We start from the raw sequence: 19,621 nt of genomic DNA on the forward strand, positions 1-19,621 counted from the left end.
CCGTTGATTGGCGAGGACAGGCCATTGCTCGGATCTCTGCGCAGTATCGTTCAGGAAGTAAATGCCGCCCGGAACCTCACCGCGGTGCTCGAAATCATTGTGCATCGCGTGCGGGAAATCATGCACACCCGCGTCTGCTCCGTATATCTGCGCGACAAGCAACACGGTAACTATGTCCTGATGGCCACCGATGGCCTCAACCCCAAAGCGGTTGGCCAGGTCCACCTGGCCCCCGGCGAGGGGCTGGTGGGCAATGTAGTTACCCGCGAAGAGCCGATTAACCTGGAAAGGGCCGAAGCCCACCCCGCCTTCCAATATTTCCCCTCTACAGGAGAAGAGCGCTTCAGCGCCTTTCTCGGCACACCGATCATTCACCACCGCGCCGTACTGGGTGTCCTGGTTGTGCAGCAAGAAGAGAAGCGCCGCTTCGACGAGTGGGAGGAAGCTTTCCTGGTCACACTTTCGGCGCAGCTCGCCGGCGTTATCGCCCACGCCGAGGCCACCGGTCTTCTGGCCTGTATTGGTAAGCAACAACGGGAAACTCACTTCTCTGGCATTGCCGCGTCCCCCGGTGTGGCTATCGGGCGGGTACATATTGTCACCCCGCATGCGAATCTCGGCACAGTGCCCTACTCCGAATGCGAGGATGTGGACACTGAACTGGCCCTGTTTCAACAGGCCCTGACAGCCGCCCAAGAAGAAATTCGCGAAGTCGGTGAGCGCCTGAAGAGCGACCTCAGCCCCGAGGAACGGGCGCTATTCGATGCCTACATCAGCATGTTGGATGACAGCTCCCTCGCCGTCGAAGTGTGCGATCGCATCCAACAACAACTCAGTGCCCAGCGGGCCTGGGCCGAAGTTATGTTGGAACATGTGCGGCGCTTTGAAGCCATGTCCGACTCCTACTTTCGCGATAGGGCCGCCGATGTTCGCGACCTGGGCGCCCGAGTGCTGATGCACCTGCGGCAACAGCAGCAGAGCGACCGGGACTTTCCCGATAACACCATCCTGATCGGCGAAGAGCTAACCGCAGCAGTATTGGCAGAAGTGCCCAGGGAAAAGTTGATCGGAGCCGTATCAGTTAAAGGCTCCTCCAACAGCCATGTGGCTATTATTGCCCGAGCCATGGGACTGCCCGCTGTAATGGGAGTCCAGGACCTGCCCTACGAAACCATCGACGGTGTCGATATGGTGGTGGATGGCTACCGAGGCGATTTGCATATTCACCCCGGCGCAGAACTCAAGCGCCGCTACGACGATATTGTTGCAGAAGAGCAGCAACTGGCCCGCAATCTGGACCACCTGGCTCAACTCCCGGCAATCACTTCCGATGGCCATCGCATTCGCCTGATGGTAAATACCGGGCTGATGGCCGATGTCGTTCGCTCCCTGGAGCGCGGCGCAGAAGGAGTAGGACTTTTCCGCACCGAAGTACCTTTCTTATTGCGAGACCGCTTCCCCTCCGAGGAAGAGCAGCGGGAAATTTACCGGGAGCAACTGGAAGCCTTTGCCCCCCTGCCCGTCACGATGCGCACCTTGGATATTGGCGGCGATAAAGCATTGGCCTATTTCCCGATCGAGGAAACCAATCCCTTCCTGGGGTGGCGCGGCATTCGCGTAACTCTCGATCACCCGGAAATATTCCTGGCGCAAGTGCGCGCCATGATGAAAGCCAGCCTGGGGCTAAATAACCTGCGGATTATGCTCCCCATGATCAGCGGCCTAAACGAGCTCGAAGCCGCGCGCAAACTGGTGGAAAGAGCCTACCGGGAGCTGCTTGAAGAAGGTTACGAAATTGTTATGCCCCCACTCGGGGTAATGGTAGAGGTACCCTCCGCCGTCTACCAAGTGCGGGAACTCGCCGTACATGCAGATTTTATATCGGTGGGTAGTAATGACCTCACTCAATATCTCCTGGCGGTGGATCGCAATAACAGCCGCGTAGCCAATATTTACCACGCCCTGCACCCAGCGGTACTGCGCGCTTTGCAGGAAATCGTAACGGCAGCCCATGCCGTTGGTACCAAAGTAGGGATCTGTGGAGAACTAGCAGGAGAACCTAGTGGTGCATTGTTATTAGTAGCCATGGGCTACGATATGCTATCGATGAACGCCACTAACTTACCGCGAATAAAAGCTACGCTGCGCGCCGTTAGCCGAGCCGATATTGAGCAGCTCTTGCAACAGGTTTTGCAGATGAATAGCCCCGAGCAAATTGAAAGTACCGTGAAGGGGTTTCTTAATGAGGCAGGGTTGAAGGTCTCTTTGCAGCCGTAAATGATGAGGTATTTAAATCTAAATTTACCCAATTTTATAAAGCCTGAGTTCAATATCTAACAACCAAACCGTTAGCCCCTCGCAACAGCAAGATATTTGCCCAAGCGACTAATTAAGAGCTACATCGCTCAACATTATTCTGACCCACCAAATAGCTTCTCAATGTTTCCTAATCCTTAAGCTGCTTTTTCAGAAATGGCAAGCTCATTATATTTTTAAGCGTGTCAATGGAATAGCAGAATGTCCCCCACCCAAAGAAAAAACAAATAACTACTAAATACGCGTGATACTCAATTAGTACACTCACCCCTGAAGCCTTGGCCTCATCACACTTCCAAATTTCCGATAATTCTGACAAGTTAGTGAGTGCCAGCTCTGGTAATTATGGTCATTTTGACCGTTATTTTTGAGCTTTACATAGAATGTATAAAAATACTTTACAAATCAGCAAGTTATAAGTTGAGTTAAAAACCGGGATAGTAGTCAAAGTGATCATTTTTGTAGTTTGCACTTTAGTAGCAATTACATCTAACCCTATGATTTTAATTTAAAATTTCCATTACAGCGGGAAAATTGATTCCGAAATAGTAATCATGATAAAAGTGGTCAGAATGAATACTATATAAATGTTATGCAGATACACACAACAAAGAAAGGACGGAGTTATGTCTAGTCATTATTTCTATGGGGAAATACATCTTGAAAGCCAAGAAAGAGCTCAAAAACTCTGTGACATTGTAGATTACGAAAACATATCAAAATTATACAAAAATGTACCTCCTGAAAAACGACGACACTCTTCAATTCCATCAATTTTTGAAGAAGGCCACCCTGAATATTGTCAATTCGAGATGTGTGTTAACGAAGGAAATCTTGTAAAAATAGCGATTAATGCAACTTTTGAGCTGACGGAAGAGGAAGAACTCAATAATTTAGGAAGGTTCTTATCATCCTTTGGTGCAGAGAAAGGAATCCTGGCTTACTATTACTCAGGTGCTGATTTTACTCCAGAATTTTATAATTATTTTGGAGGGGAGTTTAGTTTGGTCTATAGCTTTGGAGAAGATCAAAATACTGACAATAAAATTCTAGATGAGGGGGCCAACAGTCTAGAAGAAACATTTGAAAATATTCGTAAGCATAATATTAACCTCGAATCTATTCCAAAAAATCCCGAAGAACACTATTACGAAAAGCTAGTTGAAATTATAAAAAAACAAGGCCCACCTATACTATTTGATAGCACCCCGATTCATGAGCTAGAAACTGATCAATATTTAGCAAATAGAATACGTGATAAGTTAATAGAAAAGCTGGAATTCCTTGACAGGGATGGTAGAAAATTACTACAAGAATATATTCATGAAGTTCATAATTCAGCTATAAAAATGTGTTTGGAATCTTTTTATAAATGTAATTGTGAAATTCGCATAAATGGAGTAGATATTTCTAATAAAGGAAAAAATAGAATCGGTGTACATTTCTCATAAAAATGTGTTTAACGAACCACCAGGCTTGAAACTCTATTTTCTAAATATCCAAGCAATAGTCACTTCGCATTGAAAAAGTTACCATAAATGCATAAACTGGGTAGCCGGTAGTTTTTAGCTACCGGCCCCCACACCACCCATCATGCGGGTCCGCAATGGGCGGTTCCTATCCGTAATGAATCTCTACCCAACGATAGTGTCGAGCAGATCTTCATTTGAGTGGAGTGTCATGGCAGTGCGCTACATCAACTTTAACCGACTGGAAACATATCAGTAGGCTAGACCTGTCCTTCAACTCGTGGATTTAGGTTCAGGCCTTCACCCTGTCCAAGGTAATAATCTTGGCATTTGGCTACTATGCCGTCTGCTGACTTCTGTTTAATCACCTTGGCCATTACTGACCGAGGCGCTGCTATTTCCCACCGTTTTGTCGATCCCTGCGATGGTGGCTAGCGGGCTGGGCCTATTTATGAGTCAGCGGCCATGCTGAGAGCTTCACAGTAGCAAGTTAAACAGATCTCCCCAGATAAGAACGTGAACTTTCACTACACAACTGCATCATTTACTCTACCCGTTAGATCACATGGCTTCGGTGTCCTTGGCCGCCTCGCCTCCAGGCTAAGCCTTATATGATGTTTCTGTCCGTCAGCTCGTAATTTTGCTAGCGGCTTCCTCCCCACCAGACCTCACGGTATTGCAGTTGCCATTCGCTAGTAGTTAGCATTTAATGGAACCCATTAAATGGTGATCTCCCTACAGGGGACTTTCACCCCATTAGTTCACGCCCACACCCTGTCCAAGGTATTAATCTTGGCATTTGGCTACTATGCCGTCTGCTGACTTCTGTTTAATCACCCTACTCATTACTGAGCGGAGCGCTGCTGTGTTCCACCATTTTTTTTCTATCCCCGCGATGGTGGCTAGCGGGCTGGGCCTACTTATGAGTCAGCGGCCACGCTGACAGCTTCACAGTAGCAAGTTAAACTGATCTCCCCAGATAAGAACGTGAACTTTCACTACACAACTGCATCATTTACTCTACCCGTTAGATCACATGGCTTTGGTATCCTTGGCTACCTCGCCTCCAGGCTAAGCCTTATATTATGTTTCTGTTCGTCAGCTCGTAGCTTTGCTAGCGGCTTCCTCCCCACAAGACCTCACGGTATTGCAGTTGCCATTCGCTAGTAGTTAGCATTTAATGAAGTCCATTAAACGGTGATCTTCCTACAGGGGACTTTCACCCCATTAGTTCACGCCCATGCTGGGCGTACCAAGTAAAGGCACCCGACGTCAAAACCGCCGCTTCGCTTTGGTTTTGTCGCAGGTGCTTTAAACGTTAGATTAATTAGAGTGATTTATGAAGAAGTTAGCGTTTTTTTGTTTTTTATTATTTTCATGCTCATGCATAGCGAAAGATATTGGGTATGATCCACTAGCAGATCCCTTCCAACAGATAGATGAGTCTGCAATACAAGCAAAAAAGGAAAATAAATATATTTTGGTTATTTCAGGTGGAGATTGGTGTCGTTGGTGCCATGTGCTTGACGATTACTTAAGCTCAAATAAAAAAATATACAATGACTTGAAAAATAGCTTTGTTCTAATGAAGGTATATCTGGGAGATAAAAATTACAATGATGAATTTTTTTCTCAGTTACCAGAGTCTAAAGGAGCACCTCACTTTTGGGTATTAAATGCCAATAAGGAAGTATTGCTATCACAAAATACTAGTGTTTTTGAAAAAGGTCGAAATAGCTACGACGATGAAGTATTTACTAAGTTTATTAATCTTATTGAAGAGCACAAATCTAAATCGGGTAGCCGGTAGTTTCTAGCTACCGGCCCCCACACCACCCATCGTGCGGGTCCGCAATGGGCGGTTCCCTATCCGTAATGAATCTCTACCCAACGATCTCGTAATGAAATCAAACCCATCTCTTCGAAGAACTCATTATTGAGCGCAATATGAATACCCTCAGTTTTTGCGCTTCGCCAGTAACTTTTACCGGACGAGCCGCAGGTAACTGCCAGCGACTCACTCACACCCATACGCAGTAAATTTCGAACTTTCGTTCTCACTCTGCGCCAATTCTTCCAATAGCTCATTCTTAATCGCCGTCGTATCCAGCAGTCAAGATCGATACATTTTTGATAGCCTTGCGCTATCCTAAAATAGTTGATCCAACCACGGAGGTATACGGTAAGTTCTTTCAGTTTCTTTTCCATCGAAATACCACGAGATCGCCCTGTAATCTGGCGGACGCAGTATTTAAATTGGCGCAGTGACTTATCATGCCAGACAAGCTTTGCTCCACGGAAAGAAAAACCCAGAAACTTACAACGACTAACCGGGACTACTTGGCTTTTTGCATCGTTAACTTTGAGTTTAAGCTTGCGCTCAACAAAGCGTTTGATGCTAGCCATAACCCGTTCGCCGGAACGCTTAGAGGAAACAACAATCACAAAATCATCCGCATAGCGGACAAAAAGGTGTTGGCGTTTTTCCAGCTCTTTGTCGAGCAGATCGAGTACAATATTGGACAGCAGCGGCGATAAAGGGCCACCTTGCGGCACCCCCTCATAACACGCTTGCCAACATCCATCTTCTACCCAGCCTACGCGCAAGTAGCTTGCGATCAGTTTGAGTAAACGCTTATCGTTAATTCTTTGGCCGAGTAAGCTCATGAGAAAGTCATGATTCACTCGATCGAAGAACTTGGATAGATCGACATCCACCGCTATTCGCTTGCCACCCTCGATATACTTTTGTAGCTTTTTCACCGCGTGATGCTGTGATCGCTTTGGCCGGAAGCCATAGCTAAACTCTGAAAAAGTCACATCGAAAATAGGGTTGATGATTTGCGCGATTGCTTGCTGAATAACACGATCAAAAATCGTAGGTATCCCTAGACCTCGCTGACCACCGTCTGACTTGCGAATGTAGACGCGTCTAACAGGCAGCGGCTGGTAATGACCTTGCCGAATGGCTTCGATAATTTCATCGCCGACTGCCTTGAAGTGCTGCACAAAATCATCAACGGTAATCCCATCAATGCCTGCGGCACCTTTATTCGCGCGAACGTGCTTCCATGCAGCATTGAGGTTTTCTTTGCTGAGGATAGCGTCGAGTAGATTTTCATTTGAGTTAAGTGTCATGGCAGTGCACTACGTCAATTTTATATCCGGCTGGCAACATGTCGGTAGGCTAGCCCTGTCTTTTAACTCATGGATTTAGGTTCAGGCCTTCACCCTGTCCAAGGTATTAATCTTGGCATTTGGCTACTATGCCGTCTGCTTACTTCTGTTTAATCACCTTGATCATTACTTACCGAGGCGCTGATGTGTTCCACCACTTTTGTCGATCCCCGCGATGATGGCTAGCGGAGTGGGCCTATTTATTAGTCAGTGGCCACGCTGACAGCTTCACAGCAACGAGTTAAACAGATCTCCCCAGATAAGAACGTGAACTTTCACTACACAACTGCATCATTTACTCTACCCGTTAGATCACATGGCTTCGGTGTCCTTGGCCACCTCGCCTCCAGGCTAAGCCTTATATGATGTTTCTGTCCGTCAGCTCGTAGCTTTGCTAGCGGCTTCCTCCCCACAAGACCTCGCGGTATTGCAGTTGCCATTCGCTAGTAGTTAGCATTTAATGCAATCCATTAAACGGTGATCCTCCTACAGGGGACTTTCACCCCATTAATTCACGCCCATGCTGGGCGTACCAAGGGTAGGCAACATCGCCAGCGCAAAAAGCGCGCTGGCTGGACGTCTTACGCTACGCTTCAGCCGCCGTTGCTACCGGCGTTATGTGTAAGTACGAATAATGGACAAGAAAAATAGATGGGGCATCCCAAAGATATCTAATCTGGCTCATGAGAAGTTTCATGAAATCGCCAGTGATCACCTATCGAAGCAAGATATTGAAACTTGGAATCGGGAATCAGATTCTCGCGGCTTTGTCGCACACAATGCTCCAGATGATTCTTGGGAGCCGATCATAGGTTTCGTTCCAGATCCCACATTTTACTCTCAAGTAACGATTGGGTTGGCAGTTGATCCCGGCGAACAACCGGAAGTTTTTGCAAAAGTACTTATTTGCCGTGAAAAAAGTAATGAGTTTACGAAGTTTGTTTGGCGTCCAAAAAAATAACAAGATTGTCAAACAACGCTACACATCTTTGGCGTTCCGCTGGACTCGCTCCTGCGTCGCTCGCCATTTACAAAAACGTTAGGTGCCTTATGAAGTTTATTGCAACACTTTTATTGCTGGTATTCAGTGAAGCTGTTTGGTCTGAGGAAAATAAAAGTGAATACGATTTAAAACCATTATGTAATCAACTCTACAAGATTGCCACTTCAGCACTTATGCACAAAGAAAAAGGTATGACTAAAGAACAATTGCTAGCGCCTCTTCCAGATCTCACAATTTTAATTGTGATGCCTTTTTCGAAACAAAAACACTTAGCCCAAAATATGTATCGGATAGCAGATGAAATTTATACATTTAAAGATTTAGAGATGAGGTCATACTCAGCTTTTACTGCTGAATCTTGTCACAGACAACTTCAAGGGTTACATGTTCCAGAGAGTTTCGAAGTAGCTTACCCGAAACTATTGGAGTGTAATAAGCTGCCAACACCACAAGAAAGAATTGACTGTGGCATGGTTGTCTCAGGTTCAATTGTGAAACCTCAGAAATCAGCACCTAACAAGCAAACTCAACCGACGCCAAACGGCGGCGCGGCTGATTAGGGCGTTATAAATCGCAAGAACAAATATGCTCTCATGCCCTAAATATACAGTAAGTAAACTCCGATTGATTTCGAAGTTGAAGTTGATTTTTGATGGCGACGTTCTTCATTGCGAGGGGTGTGGTGTACAGATTCTCACTGTAAGCTATGCATCGTCTGTAATCGGCATTATTTCAACAGCATTAGCTCTCTTCTTATTTGCGCCAGTATTTGTGTATTTTGGGTTTATGGCTGCGACAGTGAGTATCCCATTGATTGCGATAGCAAGTGCCATTTTTATGGTGTATATCACACTATTAACCACAGGGCATGATGGTGGCAACAACTTATAACAAGTTGCTGAAGTACACTTCGGCCGCAAAGTGCGCGGCCTTCGCGGGACAGCCTACGGTACGCTTCGGAAAAAATGAACAACAAAGCTCTTAAATGGATTTTACTTCTATCCTACTTAGTCATTGCAATTTTGGCAGCGAGTCATTATTCCTGCCCCGCAGATAAAGGTAGGCCATTTGTTCTATTTCTTAGCCTTGCCTATTTAGTAAATTTAAATATTAATTTCTTCTTAAAGTTACCTATGAATGTGCCTCATATACCAGAGGCAAGATATGTATCAAATTTTGGTATGAGACGACGTTTAATCCTAATTACATGGTGTATGTTTTTGGCGGCAATAGTGTGGGGTATAGTGGATGATTTTAGCTGTAGCGTATAACAAGGCGCTTAATACGTGTGTCACTGCGTGCCACACTGGGACAGTAACGCAGCGGCGCTTCGCGATTATGCCGCTACGTCACTGCCCGTTAGCTTAGCGTTAGAGGTAGTCTGTGAATGTAATAAAGCAAATCTTAGTTGGTTTTGGAAAACTCATTTTAGTATTCTCAATACTGGCCGCCGCAACTATAGGTTTTGCGATATGGAAAATGTACCCAATAAACAGCTATTGTGATTCACTCACAACGGGTATGGCTTTTGATAATGCTGTGAAAATGGCTCATGAAAGAGCACTTAATACGCCTTTTATAGATATGGATGAGAGTGATAGGCTAATGGTCTTTAACCATGATGCACCATTTTTCAGGCTTGCTTGTGAAATACACTTTAAAGAAGGCAAGCTAATTTTTAAAAAGGCCATTGGAGCGGATTGAAGTGTACAGTACGCTTAACCAGGGCCAGCATCAGACCTCTGGCGGCTGTGGCCAGCATTATAGGGCATACAAGATTCAACTATGGGATTAATAGAAGCAAGACTGTTAGAAATACAGTTTAAGAAGCTACAAAAGCCTCTAGTGTTCTTTTCTATGCTCATCGGTCTCGTTGCATTCAGTATTTTCAGTGTTGGTATAATCGAAATACTAATTACTGAGCTTGCATCTACTGACAATGAGTTCACTCTTCAGTTAGCTGGTGCAAGCTTTGGTCTGCTTGCCATATCAGGTATCTTTTTTGGTCTGGCGTGGGTATGTGATTACTTAATAAAAAGGTGCTTCGAGTAATGCCTTATAATAAGTTGCTCAAGTACACTCCGGCCGCAAAAAAGCGCGGCCTCCGCGGGACAGCCTACACTGCGTTTCGGCTGCCCCTTAGCAAGGCTTTATAAATCATAAGGAGTGGCATGAAACTAAGCATTGTATTACTAACACTTCTTCTCACTGCTTGCGCAGGAATGAACCCAAATCCCGGTGAAAGAACAACCGATACTAATTGGGAGCAAGGCAATTACTCCAGGGCAATTGAGGTGGCTAGACCGTTAGCCGAGCAAGGCTACCCTTGGGCTCAATTGCGTTTGGGTATTTACTACAATTCTGGATACGGCATCGAAGTTGATATTCCTGAAGCGATAAAGTGGTACAAACTAGCCGCGCGTCAACTCGAGGAAAGCAAGTGGGCTGAAGGCTATCTCGTTGATGCAACTGGTGAGTACGGTTACTTTGGGCAAAAGAATGATGCGCTTATCGCTCAATACCGGCTGGCTGATCTCTACTATAACGGTGAAGGCAGCGATAAAAATCTCGTACTTGCCTTGCTTATCATCAACAATGTAATTGCAAAATCAAATGGTGAACCACAAGTCTTTTTCTGCTGTGACTGGTCTGGCGGTCGCTGGTTTCGGCAAACTCAATTTACTGACTTAAAGTCAAAAATTGAGGAAGAGCTTACTGATACCCAAAAAGCAGAGTTCAGTAAATTGTCGGCAACTTGGGTGCTAAAAAATGATTTATAACAAGTGACTATGGTTGTTCGTCAAGTTATTAAGCCATACTTTCATCCCAGTAGGTGTTATTTTTTACCATCGTATTAAGGATCGTAATCTGCTTTCTCATGCAGGCAATCAGAGCGACCTTTTTAGGTTTGCCAGCGTCGACTAATCGCTTGTACATCGGCTTTAGTTTGGGATGATGCTGTATGGCCGACATGATGGAAACAAACAAAACCGTTCGTACACGATGCCTTCCACTCCGAATATATCTCTTTCCCTGGAAGCTGCCGCTATCACGGTTCATTGGGGCGATACCGACAAATGCAGCGATTTCTTTACGGTTCAATTTTCCTAGCTCAGGAAGTTCACTCATCAACGTATAAGCCAATACATTTCCGACCCCTTTAGCACTCAACAATAAGCCCCGCCACTCAGACACACTGTTAACCAGTTTATCCAGTTGCTTGTCGATACCTTGTAGCTCTTTCTTGATGGTGTTTAGAATGGTCCGTATGGGTTTGTGTACTGATTTCGGCATTCTCTGAAGCCGATTCTTTTGCATTGTACTCATCTCAAAACACTGACTTCTTACCGCCAGTAAGTCACTGATCTCCCTAAGCTTTTCTGGCTTTAGCACCGACAGCCTTGGCTTCATGGCCTCACCAAAATGTGCAATATCTATTGCATCTAGCTTGTCAGTTTTGGCGAGGCGCCCTGCGGATTTAGCGAAGCTTCTTATCTGTGAAGGGTTGCAAACAACAACAGGTAATCCTGCTTTGTCAGCGGCGCAAACAAACTCTAATTCGAGTCTTCCTGTAGACTCTATTAATACTCTTTGAGGTTTAAGAGGTTGTAATTGTTTAATGGCATCCTTAATGCCATTTTTATCATTGGCAACGCTAAAGAATTGGCCAGTAGGTCTCACATAAATATCGAGTTGTTTACTGCTGGTATCGATACCGACAAGGTGGGTCTCAATTTACCCGTTAGCGAAAAGGATTTTCAACATCAGAATCGATCAAGAACAACCATACAAGCACAGACAGAATGCTCTGGCCCGTAGGGCCTGCGCGGGACGCCCTACGCTTCGCTTCGGTCGCCCCTGCTGTGGGCCTTATTGTGGCGGCCGATTTTTAGATGTTCTGTAGCTGCTGCAAGCATCAATCTCTATCTGAGCACTTTTTCTGAGAGTTTTCCTGCAATTTGGTACTGCAGTTTCGTTCCAGTGCCATCGTTTTAAGTCAGCAAGCCCTGCAAGTCAGCTACGCCATCATGGAGTGCCAATCAGATAGTTGACCGGTTGGGAAAGTATGGTATTTTTCCCTTTAAATTTATCGGGCAGTGGCCAGCCAAACTTGGCTGGTAGAGAGCAAGTAGGTGGTTCAGTGCGCGCCAGCCATAACCAGGCTAGTCAAGCTCGCCCAACCCCTCCTGGGCTGGGCTGGATAACCTACGTGTTACTTCGGCTGCCCTTGCTAGCGGCGTTATGGAGCCTGAGCTAGGTGTTGGTATGAAATTTAAGTACGCAATCGTTGCCATTTTGTTTGTGGTAAGTATGCCCAGTTTAGCTTTAGCTCAATCATCAGATATTGAAGATCAGGCTAGGAAAATTGTTGAGGAGTACCTTGTCAAAAATGAGATGCCTGTAGAACAACTGCAGTCTTATAATTCGAAAACATCACCTAAACCAGATTATACTTTTCTTTATAAAGGTGGTGGCCGATGCATAGAATTTATAATTAATTGTTGGGGTAATCGCTGCGGTCAGCTTGGTAAATATCCATATGATGAACACGGTGAAAAATGCCCCATAACAAATCAATCAATGTCGCCTTCGGCTGGACAAGCTTAAGCGTGGCTTCGCCACAAGGTTGCCCATTATTGAAGCATTATGCATCAACATAGTAAGGGAGATATATGCGAGTTTGTCTATTTTTGATGTCCCTTTTCTTTTCATTTTTCAGTAATGCCGATCCATTGGAAAGGTATGATCCGCAAGCTGTAGCGAAGGCTGTTACGCTTGCAAGTAGGCTTAGCAATAGTGAGTGGAATTATACCTGGAGAGGGCGTAACTATAAATTTGTCCTTGAAGAGGATGGATCGATTTCTAAACTAAAAAGCTGGAAAGACGTGCGTTGGGTAGTAGTTGGTGCTAATGAAATCGTCCTGGAAGGGTATACCGATAGAATGCATTTGCTCTTCGATAAAAATATTAAAAATTTCACAACATTCGACTGGGATGGAACTAAGGCAACAGGAACCTTGGCTCATTAAGTAAAATACATAACCAACGGATCAAAAATCGCTCCACAGTGTTCCGCTGGACCTCCTTACGCTGCGCTTCAGCCGGCCTTTTATGTGGGCGTTATTCATATTTTGGGGTAGTTCGTGAATTCTAAGAAAAAATACCTAGGCACTTTCCATATATTCATGCTTTATTGGTTGGTAACAATCCTAGTTATTGCGGGATTGGTCTTTCTCGGATATCGATACAATAGCTCTCTAGAAGATATGGATGCGGAGTTTGCGGAAGTAAACAAAAGCTTTCCAAAAAATCTCAATGATGAAGTTTCTATGATTGGAGTCTATCGAGAAGATCAGAAAATTGTGTATATATTTGAAATGCTGGATCCGGAAGATCTGGAATTAAATGAAATATATAGTGCAATCCCTAAGTCAGAAACGGTTGAAGAGTTTTGCGCTATAGAAGAAAGCAATGATATATTTAGCGGAGGATTTTCAGTCGCTTATAGGTATAGGCTTCCGAATGGAAATATACTGGTAGAGCACCTGGTTACAGCTGACGACTGCGCAACTTTGCGAGAATCAGCATAACAAACGCAAGCAGAATGCTCCGGTCCTTTGGGCCTCAGCGGGACGTCCAACGAGGAAAGTAATGGCTCAAGAAAGAAAACCATTCATCACACTTGGAAAGTCAAAGCTTTCTAAATTCGCTAATGGCACTGTACTCATCATCTTACTTATCTATGCCGCTGTAAAGAGCGGCATCATAGAGCCAGCTGTAACACGAGGATTTGATTACACGATTCCTGCAAACGAGTTGTCAGTTTCTAGTGCTCGGGAGTTACAAGAAAAATTGGGGAGCTTCTCTCTCAACGAGGCACAATTAAGCTCAGAACTTGCAAAAGCCGGCATAGACTTACATCAGTTCCAAGAAAACACGTCAATGGAACTCGTTATTAGCACAACGCAAAATGGATTCGAGGGCCTGGTTATTGAGTTTCAATCAACACTGGACCCAAATAAGCTAAAGTTAGTTTACGCAAACATTGCTGACCAAATTCAAAAACATGTTTTAAATAAAAAGGGTTAACAAGAAGCTGCACCCGACTCCGACGCTCTCACGCCTCCGCAGGTGAGCTTGGCGGTAGGTAATAAATTGGATATTATGATAAGAAGACTTAGCGGAGTAGCTTTTACATATATTTATGCATTTATAACATGGCTTGGAGCAGTAGCTGGAACATGCACCATGGGTGATGATGGCGGTTTTTTGGCATCATTGATTGTAGCAATTTCACTATTTCTATTAGTAGCGGGCCTTCTATGGCCTTCTCGTAAAGTTAACTCTGGAAAATTATTGCTTGTTTTCCACCCATAGCTGCTTGTTTTGTTTGCTTTATTTGGCTACCAATATTTATTGGCAAATCAATCTTAGGTAATCACCTCTGTGGTCAAAACTACAATTATTACCTTACAGATCCATATGTTTTTGAGCGTTTTGTTCCAGTAGTTCATTTGTTCTGTATTATAGGTATTTTGGCTTTATCAATAATTTCATATCGTATTGCGTCGAATGCCTAACAAATCAATCAACGATCGCCTTCGGCTGGACACCAAACCTACGGTTTGACTGTCCGTTATTGAGGCGTTATGTTTCGAAGTACCCATAGAGCATGAGTGTTAAACAAGAAATATATGTGGCGCTATTACGGCACACCATCCCAAGAGCAAGAAATGAGCTTTCTCGGAAGCTACCCGTTGGTCGAAGCAAAGAAAGCGCATATGAATTGTGTCAGTTAACCCATGATCTTGTAATTTCTATTTTAGAAACTGACTTTGTTGATCATGATTTCTATTTTCTAAACATACACGCACGGTCATACTGCCAGTACGCGACTGGAAAACCAGAATGTAGGATTATAGTTGGGCTAATAAATGAGCTATTTGATGCTGTGCCGCAAAATCAAAGGCATCGTCTTAAGTGGCGAGGCCCAGAAACATAACAAGGTAATTAACTTCGCATCAGCCACTTCGTGGCTTCCGCCGGACCTCCGGCGCTAGCGCGCCTCCGACCGGTTATTGCGGGCGTTAAGCGTATTAGGTATGAATACTCTCAAGAATCTGGAAAAGAAGTACAGTATTGCTCTGCCAAGGAAGTACAATGAGTGGTACAACCAAGGAGGCCATAAGGTTAAAAGCCTTGTCGGAACTGACGTAGATTTTCCTAGATTAGCTGAATTACAAGAATGGGCTCGGGAGTTATTGGAAGAAGATAATTCTAATTTTAAACTACCTGAAAACAGCTTCGTGTTTCTAATGCATCAAGGCTATCAATTCATGTACTTCGTATGCGATGGCAACGAAAATCCAGAGGTGTGGTATTACAATGAAGGAGATATGGAGCCTGCTGTAAAGTGGAAATCATTCAGTGAATATGTACAAAGTACTTAACAAACGTAACCATGAATGACCTGCGAGCTGGACTCGTCGCTATGCTCCTCACCCATGCTACGGACATTAAGTGAATATGAGATATCTGATAGTTCTGCTCCTAATTTTTCCGCCACAAGCTAGTGCCGTCGAAGCGTTCATTTCGTATTGCAAGTACGAAGACTCTATTCTGGGTATTATGTATCCCCAAAAGACGGGCTCAAGCACCTACTACTTATTTGAGTTGAAAGGTGGCGAGTACGTTGATCTTGGTAGCGGTGACGCTGGAGGCGACTATTTTCAAAGTGGTATTGCGGCAAACAGGGAAGAAGGCGAGGCACTTTTAGCCAGGTCGCAACGCCTCGTAAGCTATTTCAAAGGCAAAGTATTTAAACTAGTTTCGCTGCCCGATGACCATACAAAAATAAAGCTGGAAGCCACCAATGTTTGTGCCATACCGTAAAAATCACTTAACAAATTGCGCAGGCGAGACAAAGTGTCTGCACCCTTCGCCCCTTCGCCCCTTCGCCCCTTCGCAAGACGTTAAGCATCAAATAGGAGAAATCAAATGTCTAAAATAAAGGGAAACCCAAAATTATTTTTATGTTCGCTATTGCTCCCATTTATTTGGTTTTCCATTGGTGGGGTAATGGCATATTTCTTTCCTGATACACGTTTAGGTATCGCGGGGTTGATTTTGATTATCTATCTATCAATTACTCCGATCAGTCTGTATATGTCCAAGTTCTATCACAGGTACTTTTTTACGAATGAAAAAGTACGCCTGGTAATATATTTGACCGTTTGGGCTCTAATATGTGACTTTTGGGCACTCTGGTATTATGTTTCATTTGAATCAACCACCGGACTAGATAGTAGTGTTTTATATTTCACCTTGATATTTACGTTCTTGTTAGATCTATTGTTTATATTTTTAGGCGTACAGTTTGCTGGGCAAAAAATATTCAATTACTTTAATGGTAACCAAAGGCAGGTCTGTTCCTAACAAAGCTATCTACCCAAGCTGCTGGCTAGGCCAGCAGGGATTCACGCTGCGTTGCAACGCTCGCCAGCAATTGCGGAGTTATAGCCTTTTGAGAGATCGCTCTATATAGATAGAAGGATAAGGAATGGAGTTTATAAAATTAGAACAACAAACAGCCTTTAAGGATGCAATTGATTCTCTGCAAGGTAATAATCGCATTGTCGTGTGTGGCTCGGAAGAAGATAAACAATATATTGAATAAGGGATGGAAGGTTAAAATCCAAGTGTTGATGAAATAATTTCCGGCCCTGAAAAAATCGATATCCAAGCCTGGTTTAGTGAACGTAAAAAAGAACTCGAAGAAGATTTTGAAATGGATTTGAACGAGTCATTAGGTGAATGGCTTGGAGAACTAGAAGCGAAGCAAGGGTTTACACTACCTTTTGATATGTTGTCTGGGAAACCACACAAAGATTTGGTGGTGCAGGCATTGAAGCTGACCAATCTTGGAACATTCCATCTCATTTCAAGTATGGTGGATGGAATGAATGCCCAGAAGCAGAGTTACACTGCGCTATTTGGAAATATTGGCAAGAGAAATATGGAACTCAGATTGTTGAGCTAAGTAATGACGTTATTGAAGCTCACATTACTAATCCTCATAAAACTAAAGAAGGAGCAATGCAACTTGCGTGGGAACAGTATTTATATTGTTACGATATCGTTGATCAAAATTTAGAAACCATTTCAAATTTAGGTGCTTAAATCATTAATCATAACTCATGGTATTTTTGGTGGGACTAAGCCATAACAAGGCGCTGCAACCAAAAGTTGATCTTGCCCCGTTTTAACGGACACCAAAGTTAAACAGACGAGGTGTCTTATGCCGAAATACAAAAAACCTAGAAAGACTTGGCAGTATTCAAACGAATTCAAAGTGAAAGCGGTAATGCTTAGCTTGATAGAGGGTATTCAAGTTAAAGAAGTGGCCGAAACTCTCGACATTTACCCTTTCATGCTGTCACGATGGCGAAAAGAGTTTCAGGAAGGGAAGATTGTGGCAAATAAACTAAGAAAGCTTACTGGTGTAGTCTCTAAAACAGAAAAGGAACTTTCTAGGGTAAAGCGTTTAGAGGCGGAGAATCGTAAATTGAAGCAGGAGCTTGATTTGCTAAAAAAGTGGCAACGGTTTCTTGCGGAGGAACATCAGCAAGATATCGATTCATCCAGAGGTTCGGATCAGAACTAGGTATCAAAAGAACTTGTCAGTGGCTAGGAGTATCACGTAGTGGCTATTATGGCTGGTTGAAGAGGCCGCGATCGCATCGAAAACACCAAGATGATCATCTAAAGGTTCAGATTCAAAAGATTTCAGAGGACTCTGCAGGGCGATATGGTAGCCCAAGAATTTGGAAAGCCCTGCTGACCAAGGGATATGAAGTTAGCCGTAAGCGCGTAGCCCGGCTGATGCAGGAATTAGGAGTTGTAGCCAGAGTTACGAGAGTGACACGTAGGGCACCAGGTATAAAGCGTTTCCTAGCCTCTGGGGAGAATCTCAGACCTGATGGAGCTGTGCCTAAAAGCAAGAATCAAGTTTGGGTCGCTGACGTAACCTACCTTAAGGTTAAGGATCAATGGCAGTACTTGTCAGTGGTGATGGATTTGTACTCTCGCCGAGTAATCGGTTGGAGTTTAGATACAAAGAGAACAACAGAATTAACCCGAAGAACCCTGATGAATGCTGTAAGGAAAAGAGGATCACAACCGGGATTAATATTACACACGGATAGAGGTGTAGAGTACAGAGGGTCCGAGTATCAAAAAGAGTTGAGAAAATATGGAATCCAGCATAGCTTGAGTAGAGCGGGTAAATGTACGGACAATGCTCATATGGAGTCGTTCTTCCATAGCTTAAAAGCTGAACTGATTAGAGAAACTAGATTTCAGACAATGAGCCATCTAAAATATGCTTTGGCTCGATATATTAATGATTTTTACAACCGTAAGCGGCTGCATTCAGCTGTAGGCTATCAATAACCAATGGAATATGAGCGAATAGCAGTATGAAAATTAGTGTGTCCGTTTTATCGGGGCAAGATCACATCCAGAGCTGGGCGCATCATTGTGCACGAAAATTATGAAATATTTCGAAATTGAACCTAATGTGGGTATTGGCCCAATTAAACTTGGAATGTCTAAAGCTGAATTAATAGATTTAGTTGGTAAACTTGAATTCGAAAATAATGAACGGATAACTTACCTGTCAGATTTTATGGTTTATTTCGATAAATCAAATCATGTCGAGTTCATCGAGTTGGCAAAATCAGAATTGTTTGAAGCCTCGTATAACGGCATAAACCTTCACAATGTCACAGCGATCCAAGCCCTCAAGCATGTGTGCAAATTTGATAGCTACGATAATAATGATCCCGAGCTCGGTTATAGCTACGTATTCAAAAAGCTGCAGCTAAGCTTATGGCGAGGAACATTGCCAGAAAGCGAGCACGATGAAGACGGCAAGTATTTTGAATCAGTGGCAATTGGGGCAAGTGGCTACTTTGATTAAATATAAATCGAATAGCCAACGGCTCCATCAGATAAATTCTCCTGTCATCTTTTTAGCGCTGAGCGGTAAAGAAGCCGTCAGCAAAATGTCCCGATGTTCCGGGCGTTAGGTAGAAGACTTACCCACGTTTAGTAGACACCCTGTATAGTTAGGTTTAGACCTAACACGGAGGTGTAACATGGGTAAGAAAAGAACTCAGGCGTATACGGAGGAGTTCCGTAGAGAAGCAGTTAAAAGAGCGGAAAAACCTGGAGCAACAACGGCTTCTGTGACACAAGAGTTAGGTGAGCCATGCTCACGGAACTACGTCGCTAAGCTTATGCAACAGGAACATATTAGAGCGAGAAATGGCAAGAGCTTTCCATATAGTTAGCCTGTAGAGGGGAGCATCAATATCTCCGCCAACCTACTTAAGCGTTGCTTCGATGTGGATCGACCAAATTGCCGCTCGACCAGTGAAATTACGTATATCTGGATTTTGTAGCGGTGGTTCTACCTCGCGGTAGTAAACGACCTGTACTCTCGACGTATTGTAGGTTGGGCATTCGACTCGCAGATGACCAATGAATTGACACGTCGAGTATTCAAAATGGCTGTAGAGCGACGAAAAAATAGAGTCTGAAATAATAGCTCACTCTGACAGAGGGTGTATAATATCGTTCGCGGAAATACCAG

The 19,621-nt window shown here is 44.1% G+C and carries 22 protein-coding genes and 1 pseudogene; 21 read left to right on the forward strand and 2 right to left on the reverse strand.

Going from position 1 to position 19,621, the window contains the following annotated elements; genetic code table 11:
• Positions 1 to 24 precede the first annotated feature (24 nt).
• The 3 genes from ptsP (at position 25) to ACJJIM_RS18235 (ending at position 5,595) form a co-directional block, all read left to right on the forward strand.
• A complete protein-coding gene (ptsP, locus tag ACJJIM_RS18225; protein ID WP_282930971.1) occupies positions 25 to 2,277 on the forward strand; it encodes a phosphoenolpyruvate--protein phosphotransferase in 2,253 nt (750 codons plus the stop codon).
• Between the two features lie 665 nt (positions 2,278 to 2,942).
• Entirely contained in the window at positions 2,943 to 3,767 is an 825-nt protein-coding gene (locus ACJJIM_RS18230; protein WP_413663581.1) for a hypothetical protein, read from the forward strand.
• A 1,357-nt stretch (positions 3,768 to 5,124) separates the two neighbouring features.
• Positions 5,125 to 5,595: a thioredoxin family protein gene (locus tag ACJJIM_RS18235; RefSeq protein WP_413663582.1), complete on the forward strand. Its 471-nt coding sequence runs from the start codon at positions 5,125 to 5,127 to the stop codon at positions 5,593 to 5,595.
• 56 nt (positions 5,596 to 5,651) lie between these two features.
• Here ACJJIM_RS18235 and ltrA read toward each other — a convergent pair whose 3' ends face one another.
• Positions 5,652 to 6,923 (reverse strand): group II intron reverse transcriptase/maturase, encoded by a 1,272-nt coding sequence (gene ltrA, locus ACJJIM_RS18240; RefSeq protein WP_413663583.1) that lies wholly within the window; start codon positions 6,921 to 6,923, stop codon positions 5,652 to 5,654.
• A 673-nt stretch (positions 6,924 to 7,596) separates the two neighbouring features.
• Between ltrA and ACJJIM_RS18245 the strand changes: the two genes are divergently transcribed.
• The 6 genes from ACJJIM_RS18245 to ACJJIM_RS18270 all read left to right on the forward strand — a co-directional run bounded on the left by ACJJIM_RS18245 (position 7,597) and on the right by ACJJIM_RS18270 (position 10,745).
• Entirely contained in the window at positions 7,597 to 7,923 is a 327-nt protein-coding gene (locus ACJJIM_RS18245; protein ID WP_444911662.1) for a DUF440 family protein, read from the forward strand.
• Between the two features lie 89 nt (positions 7,924 to 8,012).
• Positions 8,013 to 8,525: a hypothetical protein gene (locus ACJJIM_RS18250; protein WP_444911663.1), complete on the forward strand. Its 513-nt coding sequence runs from the start codon at positions 8,013 to 8,015 to the stop codon at positions 8,523 to 8,525.
• A gap of 76 nt (positions 8,526 to 8,601) precedes the next feature.
• A complete protein-coding gene (locus ACJJIM_RS18255; protein WP_444911664.1) occupies positions 8,602 to 8,856 on the forward strand; it encodes a hypothetical protein in 255 nt (84 codons plus the stop codon).
• Positions 8,857 to 9,348: 492 nt separating this feature from the next.
• Positions 9,349 to 9,669 (forward strand): hypothetical protein, encoded by a 321-nt coding sequence (locus ACJJIM_RS18260; RefSeq protein ID WP_444911665.1) that lies wholly within the window; start codon positions 9,349 to 9,351, stop codon positions 9,667 to 9,669.
• Between the two features lie 81 nt (positions 9,670 to 9,750).
• Complete coding sequence (locus ACJJIM_RS18265) at positions 9,751 to 10,017, forward strand: hypothetical protein (protein ID WP_444911666.1); 267 nt, start codon at positions 9,751 to 9,753, stop codon at positions 10,015 to 10,017.
• A 119-nt stretch (positions 10,018 to 10,136) separates the two neighbouring features.
• Entirely contained in the window at positions 10,137 to 10,745 is a 609-nt protein-coding gene (locus tag ACJJIM_RS18270) for a tetratricopeptide repeat protein (RefSeq protein ID WP_444911667.1), read from the forward strand.
• Between the two features lie 28 nt (positions 10,746 to 10,773).
• Here the strand turns inward: ACJJIM_RS18270 and ACJJIM_RS18275 are convergent, their stop codons facing one another.
• The gene (locus ACJJIM_RS18275) at positions 10,774 to 11,700 is read right to left on the reverse strand and encodes an IS110 family transposase (RefSeq protein WP_444913403.1); all 927 of its coding nucleotides are present in this window, start codon (positions 11,698 to 11,700) and stop codon (positions 10,774 to 10,776) included.
• A gap of 531 nt (positions 11,701 to 12,231) precedes the next feature.
• Between ACJJIM_RS18275 and ACJJIM_RS18280 the strand changes: the two genes are divergently transcribed.
• From ACJJIM_RS18280 to ACJJIM_RS18335, 12 genes and pseudogenes are all read left to right on the forward strand, one after another.
• On the forward strand, positions 12,232 to 12,573 hold the full coding sequence (locus ACJJIM_RS18280) for a hypothetical protein (RefSeq protein ID WP_444911668.1): 342 nt from the start codon (positions 12,232 to 12,234) through the stop codon (positions 12,571 to 12,573).
• 65 nt (positions 12,574 to 12,638) lie between these two features.
• Positions 12,639 to 12,995, forward strand: a complete 357-nt coding sequence (locus tag ACJJIM_RS18285; RefSeq protein WP_444911669.1) for a hypothetical protein — start codon at positions 12,639 to 12,641, stop codon at positions 12,993 to 12,995.
• A gap of 114 nt (positions 12,996 to 13,109) precedes the next feature.
• Positions 13,110 to 13,556, forward strand: coding sequence for a hypothetical protein (locus ACJJIM_RS18290; protein WP_444911670.1), 447 nt, complete (start codon positions 13,110 to 13,112; stop codon positions 13,554 to 13,556).
• Between the two features lie 61 nt (positions 13,557 to 13,617).
• The gene (locus ACJJIM_RS18295) at positions 13,618 to 14,055 is read left to right on the forward strand and encodes a hypothetical protein (protein WP_444911671.1); all 438 of its coding nucleotides are present in this window, start codon (positions 13,618 to 13,620) and stop codon (positions 14,053 to 14,055) included.
• A 66-nt stretch (positions 14,056 to 14,121) separates the two neighbouring features.
• Positions 14,122 to 14,343: a hypothetical protein gene (locus ACJJIM_RS18300; RefSeq protein WP_444911672.1), complete on the forward strand. Its 222-nt coding sequence runs from the start codon at positions 14,122 to 14,124 to the stop codon at positions 14,341 to 14,343.
• A 725-nt stretch (positions 14,344 to 15,068) separates the two neighbouring features.
• Positions 15,069 to 15,416: an SMI1/KNR4 family protein gene (locus tag ACJJIM_RS18305; RefSeq protein ID WP_444911673.1), complete on the forward strand. Its 348-nt coding sequence runs from the start codon at positions 15,069 to 15,071 to the stop codon at positions 15,414 to 15,416.
• Between the two features lie 76 nt (positions 15,417 to 15,492).
• Positions 15,493 to 15,858: a hypothetical protein gene (locus tag ACJJIM_RS18310; protein ID WP_444911674.1), complete on the forward strand. Its 366-nt coding sequence runs from the start codon at positions 15,493 to 15,495 to the stop codon at positions 15,856 to 15,858.
• A gap of 895 nt (positions 15,859 to 16,753) precedes the next feature.
• Positions 16,754 to 17,005 carry a hypothetical protein gene (locus ACJJIM_RS18315; protein ID WP_444911675.1) on the forward strand — a complete coding sequence of 84 codons (252 nt, stop codon included), beginning with the start codon at positions 16,754 to 16,756 and terminating at the stop codon, positions 17,003 to 17,005.
• Complete coding sequence (locus tag ACJJIM_RS18320; protein WP_444913404.1) at positions 16,894 to 17,145, forward strand: DUF4253 domain-containing protein; 252 nt, start codon at positions 16,894 to 16,896, stop codon at positions 17,143 to 17,145. Before ACJJIM_RS18315 ends, ACJJIM_RS18320 begins: the two co-directional genes overlap by 112 nt.
• A gap of 118 nt (positions 17,146 to 17,263) precedes the next feature.
• Positions 17,264 to 18,417 (forward strand): IS3 family transposase gene (locus ACJJIM_RS18325; RefSeq protein WP_444911676.1). Its coding sequence is split into 2 segments (ribosomal slippage): positions 17,264 to 17,546 and positions 17,546 to 18,417, totalling 1,155 coding nucleotides; the frame shifts between segments, so codons are not numbered across the junction.
• Positions 18,418 to 18,517: 100 nt separating this feature from the next.
• The gene (locus tag ACJJIM_RS18330) at positions 18,518 to 18,946 is read left to right on the forward strand and encodes a hypothetical protein (protein ID WP_444911677.1); all 429 of its coding nucleotides are present in this window, start codon (positions 18,518 to 18,520) and stop codon (positions 18,944 to 18,946) included.
• A gap of 499 nt (positions 18,947 to 19,445) precedes the next feature.
• Positions 19,446 to 19,568 (forward strand): annotated as a pseudogene (locus ACJJIM_RS18335) (hypothetical protein); the annotation flags it as partial.
• Positions 19,569 to 19,621: the final 53 nt, after the last annotated feature.

The sequence above is a fragment of the Microbulbifer maximicatervae (SeqCode) genome, from assembly GCF_052467615.1.

Bases quoted from the DNA above. Each gene is read 5' to 3' on its own strand.
- ACJJIM_RS18230 (WP_413663581.1), top strand. From the start codon at position 2,943: ATGTCTAGTCATTATTTCTATGGGGAAATACATCTTGAAAGCCAAGAA.
- ACJJIM_RS18235 (WP_413663582.1), top strand. From the start codon at position 5,125: ATGAAGAAGTTAGCGTTTTTTTGTTTTTTATTATTTTCATGCTCATGC.
- ltrA (WP_413663583.1), bottom strand. From the start codon at position 6,923: ATGACACTTAACTCAAATGAAAATCTACTCGACGCTATCCTCAGCAAA.
- ACJJIM_RS18245 (WP_444911662.1), top strand. From the start codon at position 7,597: ATGGACAAGAAAAATAGATGGGGCATCCCAAAGATATCTAATCTGGCT.
- ACJJIM_RS18250 (WP_444911663.1), top strand. From the start codon at position 8,013: ATGAAGTTTATTGCAACACTTTTATTGCTGGTATTCAGTGAAGCTGTT.
- ACJJIM_RS18265 (WP_444911666.1), top strand. From the start codon at position 9,751: ATGGGATTAATAGAAGCAAGACTGTTAGAAATACAGTTTAAGAAGCTA.
- ACJJIM_RS18270 (WP_444911667.1), top strand. From the start codon at position 10,137: ATGAAACTAAGCATTGTATTACTAACACTTCTTCTCACTGCTTGCGCA.
- ACJJIM_RS18280 (WP_444911668.1), top strand. From the start codon at position 12,232: ATGAAATTTAAGTACGCAATCGTTGCCATTTTGTTTGTGGTAAGTATG.
- ACJJIM_RS18285 (WP_444911669.1), top strand. From the start codon at position 12,639: ATGCGAGTTTGTCTATTTTTGATGTCCCTTTTCTTTTCATTTTTCAGT.
- ACJJIM_RS18295 (WP_444911671.1), top strand. From the start codon at position 13,618: ATGGCTCAAGAAAGAAAACCATTCATCACACTTGGAAAGTCAAAGCTT.
- ACJJIM_RS18305 (WP_444911673.1), top strand. From the start codon at position 15,069: ATGAATACTCTCAAGAATCTGGAAAAGAAGTACAGTATTGCTCTGCCA.
- ACJJIM_RS18310 (WP_444911674.1), top strand. From the start codon at position 15,493: ATGAGATATCTGATAGTTCTGCTCCTAATTTTTCCGCCACAAGCTAGT.
- ACJJIM_RS18315 (WP_444911675.1), top strand. From the start codon at position 16,754: ATGGATTTGAACGAGTCATTAGGTGAATGGCTTGGAGAACTAGAAGCG.
- ACJJIM_RS18330 (WP_444911677.1), top strand. From the start codon at position 18,518: ATGAAATATTTCGAAATTGAACCTAATGTGGGTATTGGCCCAATTAAA.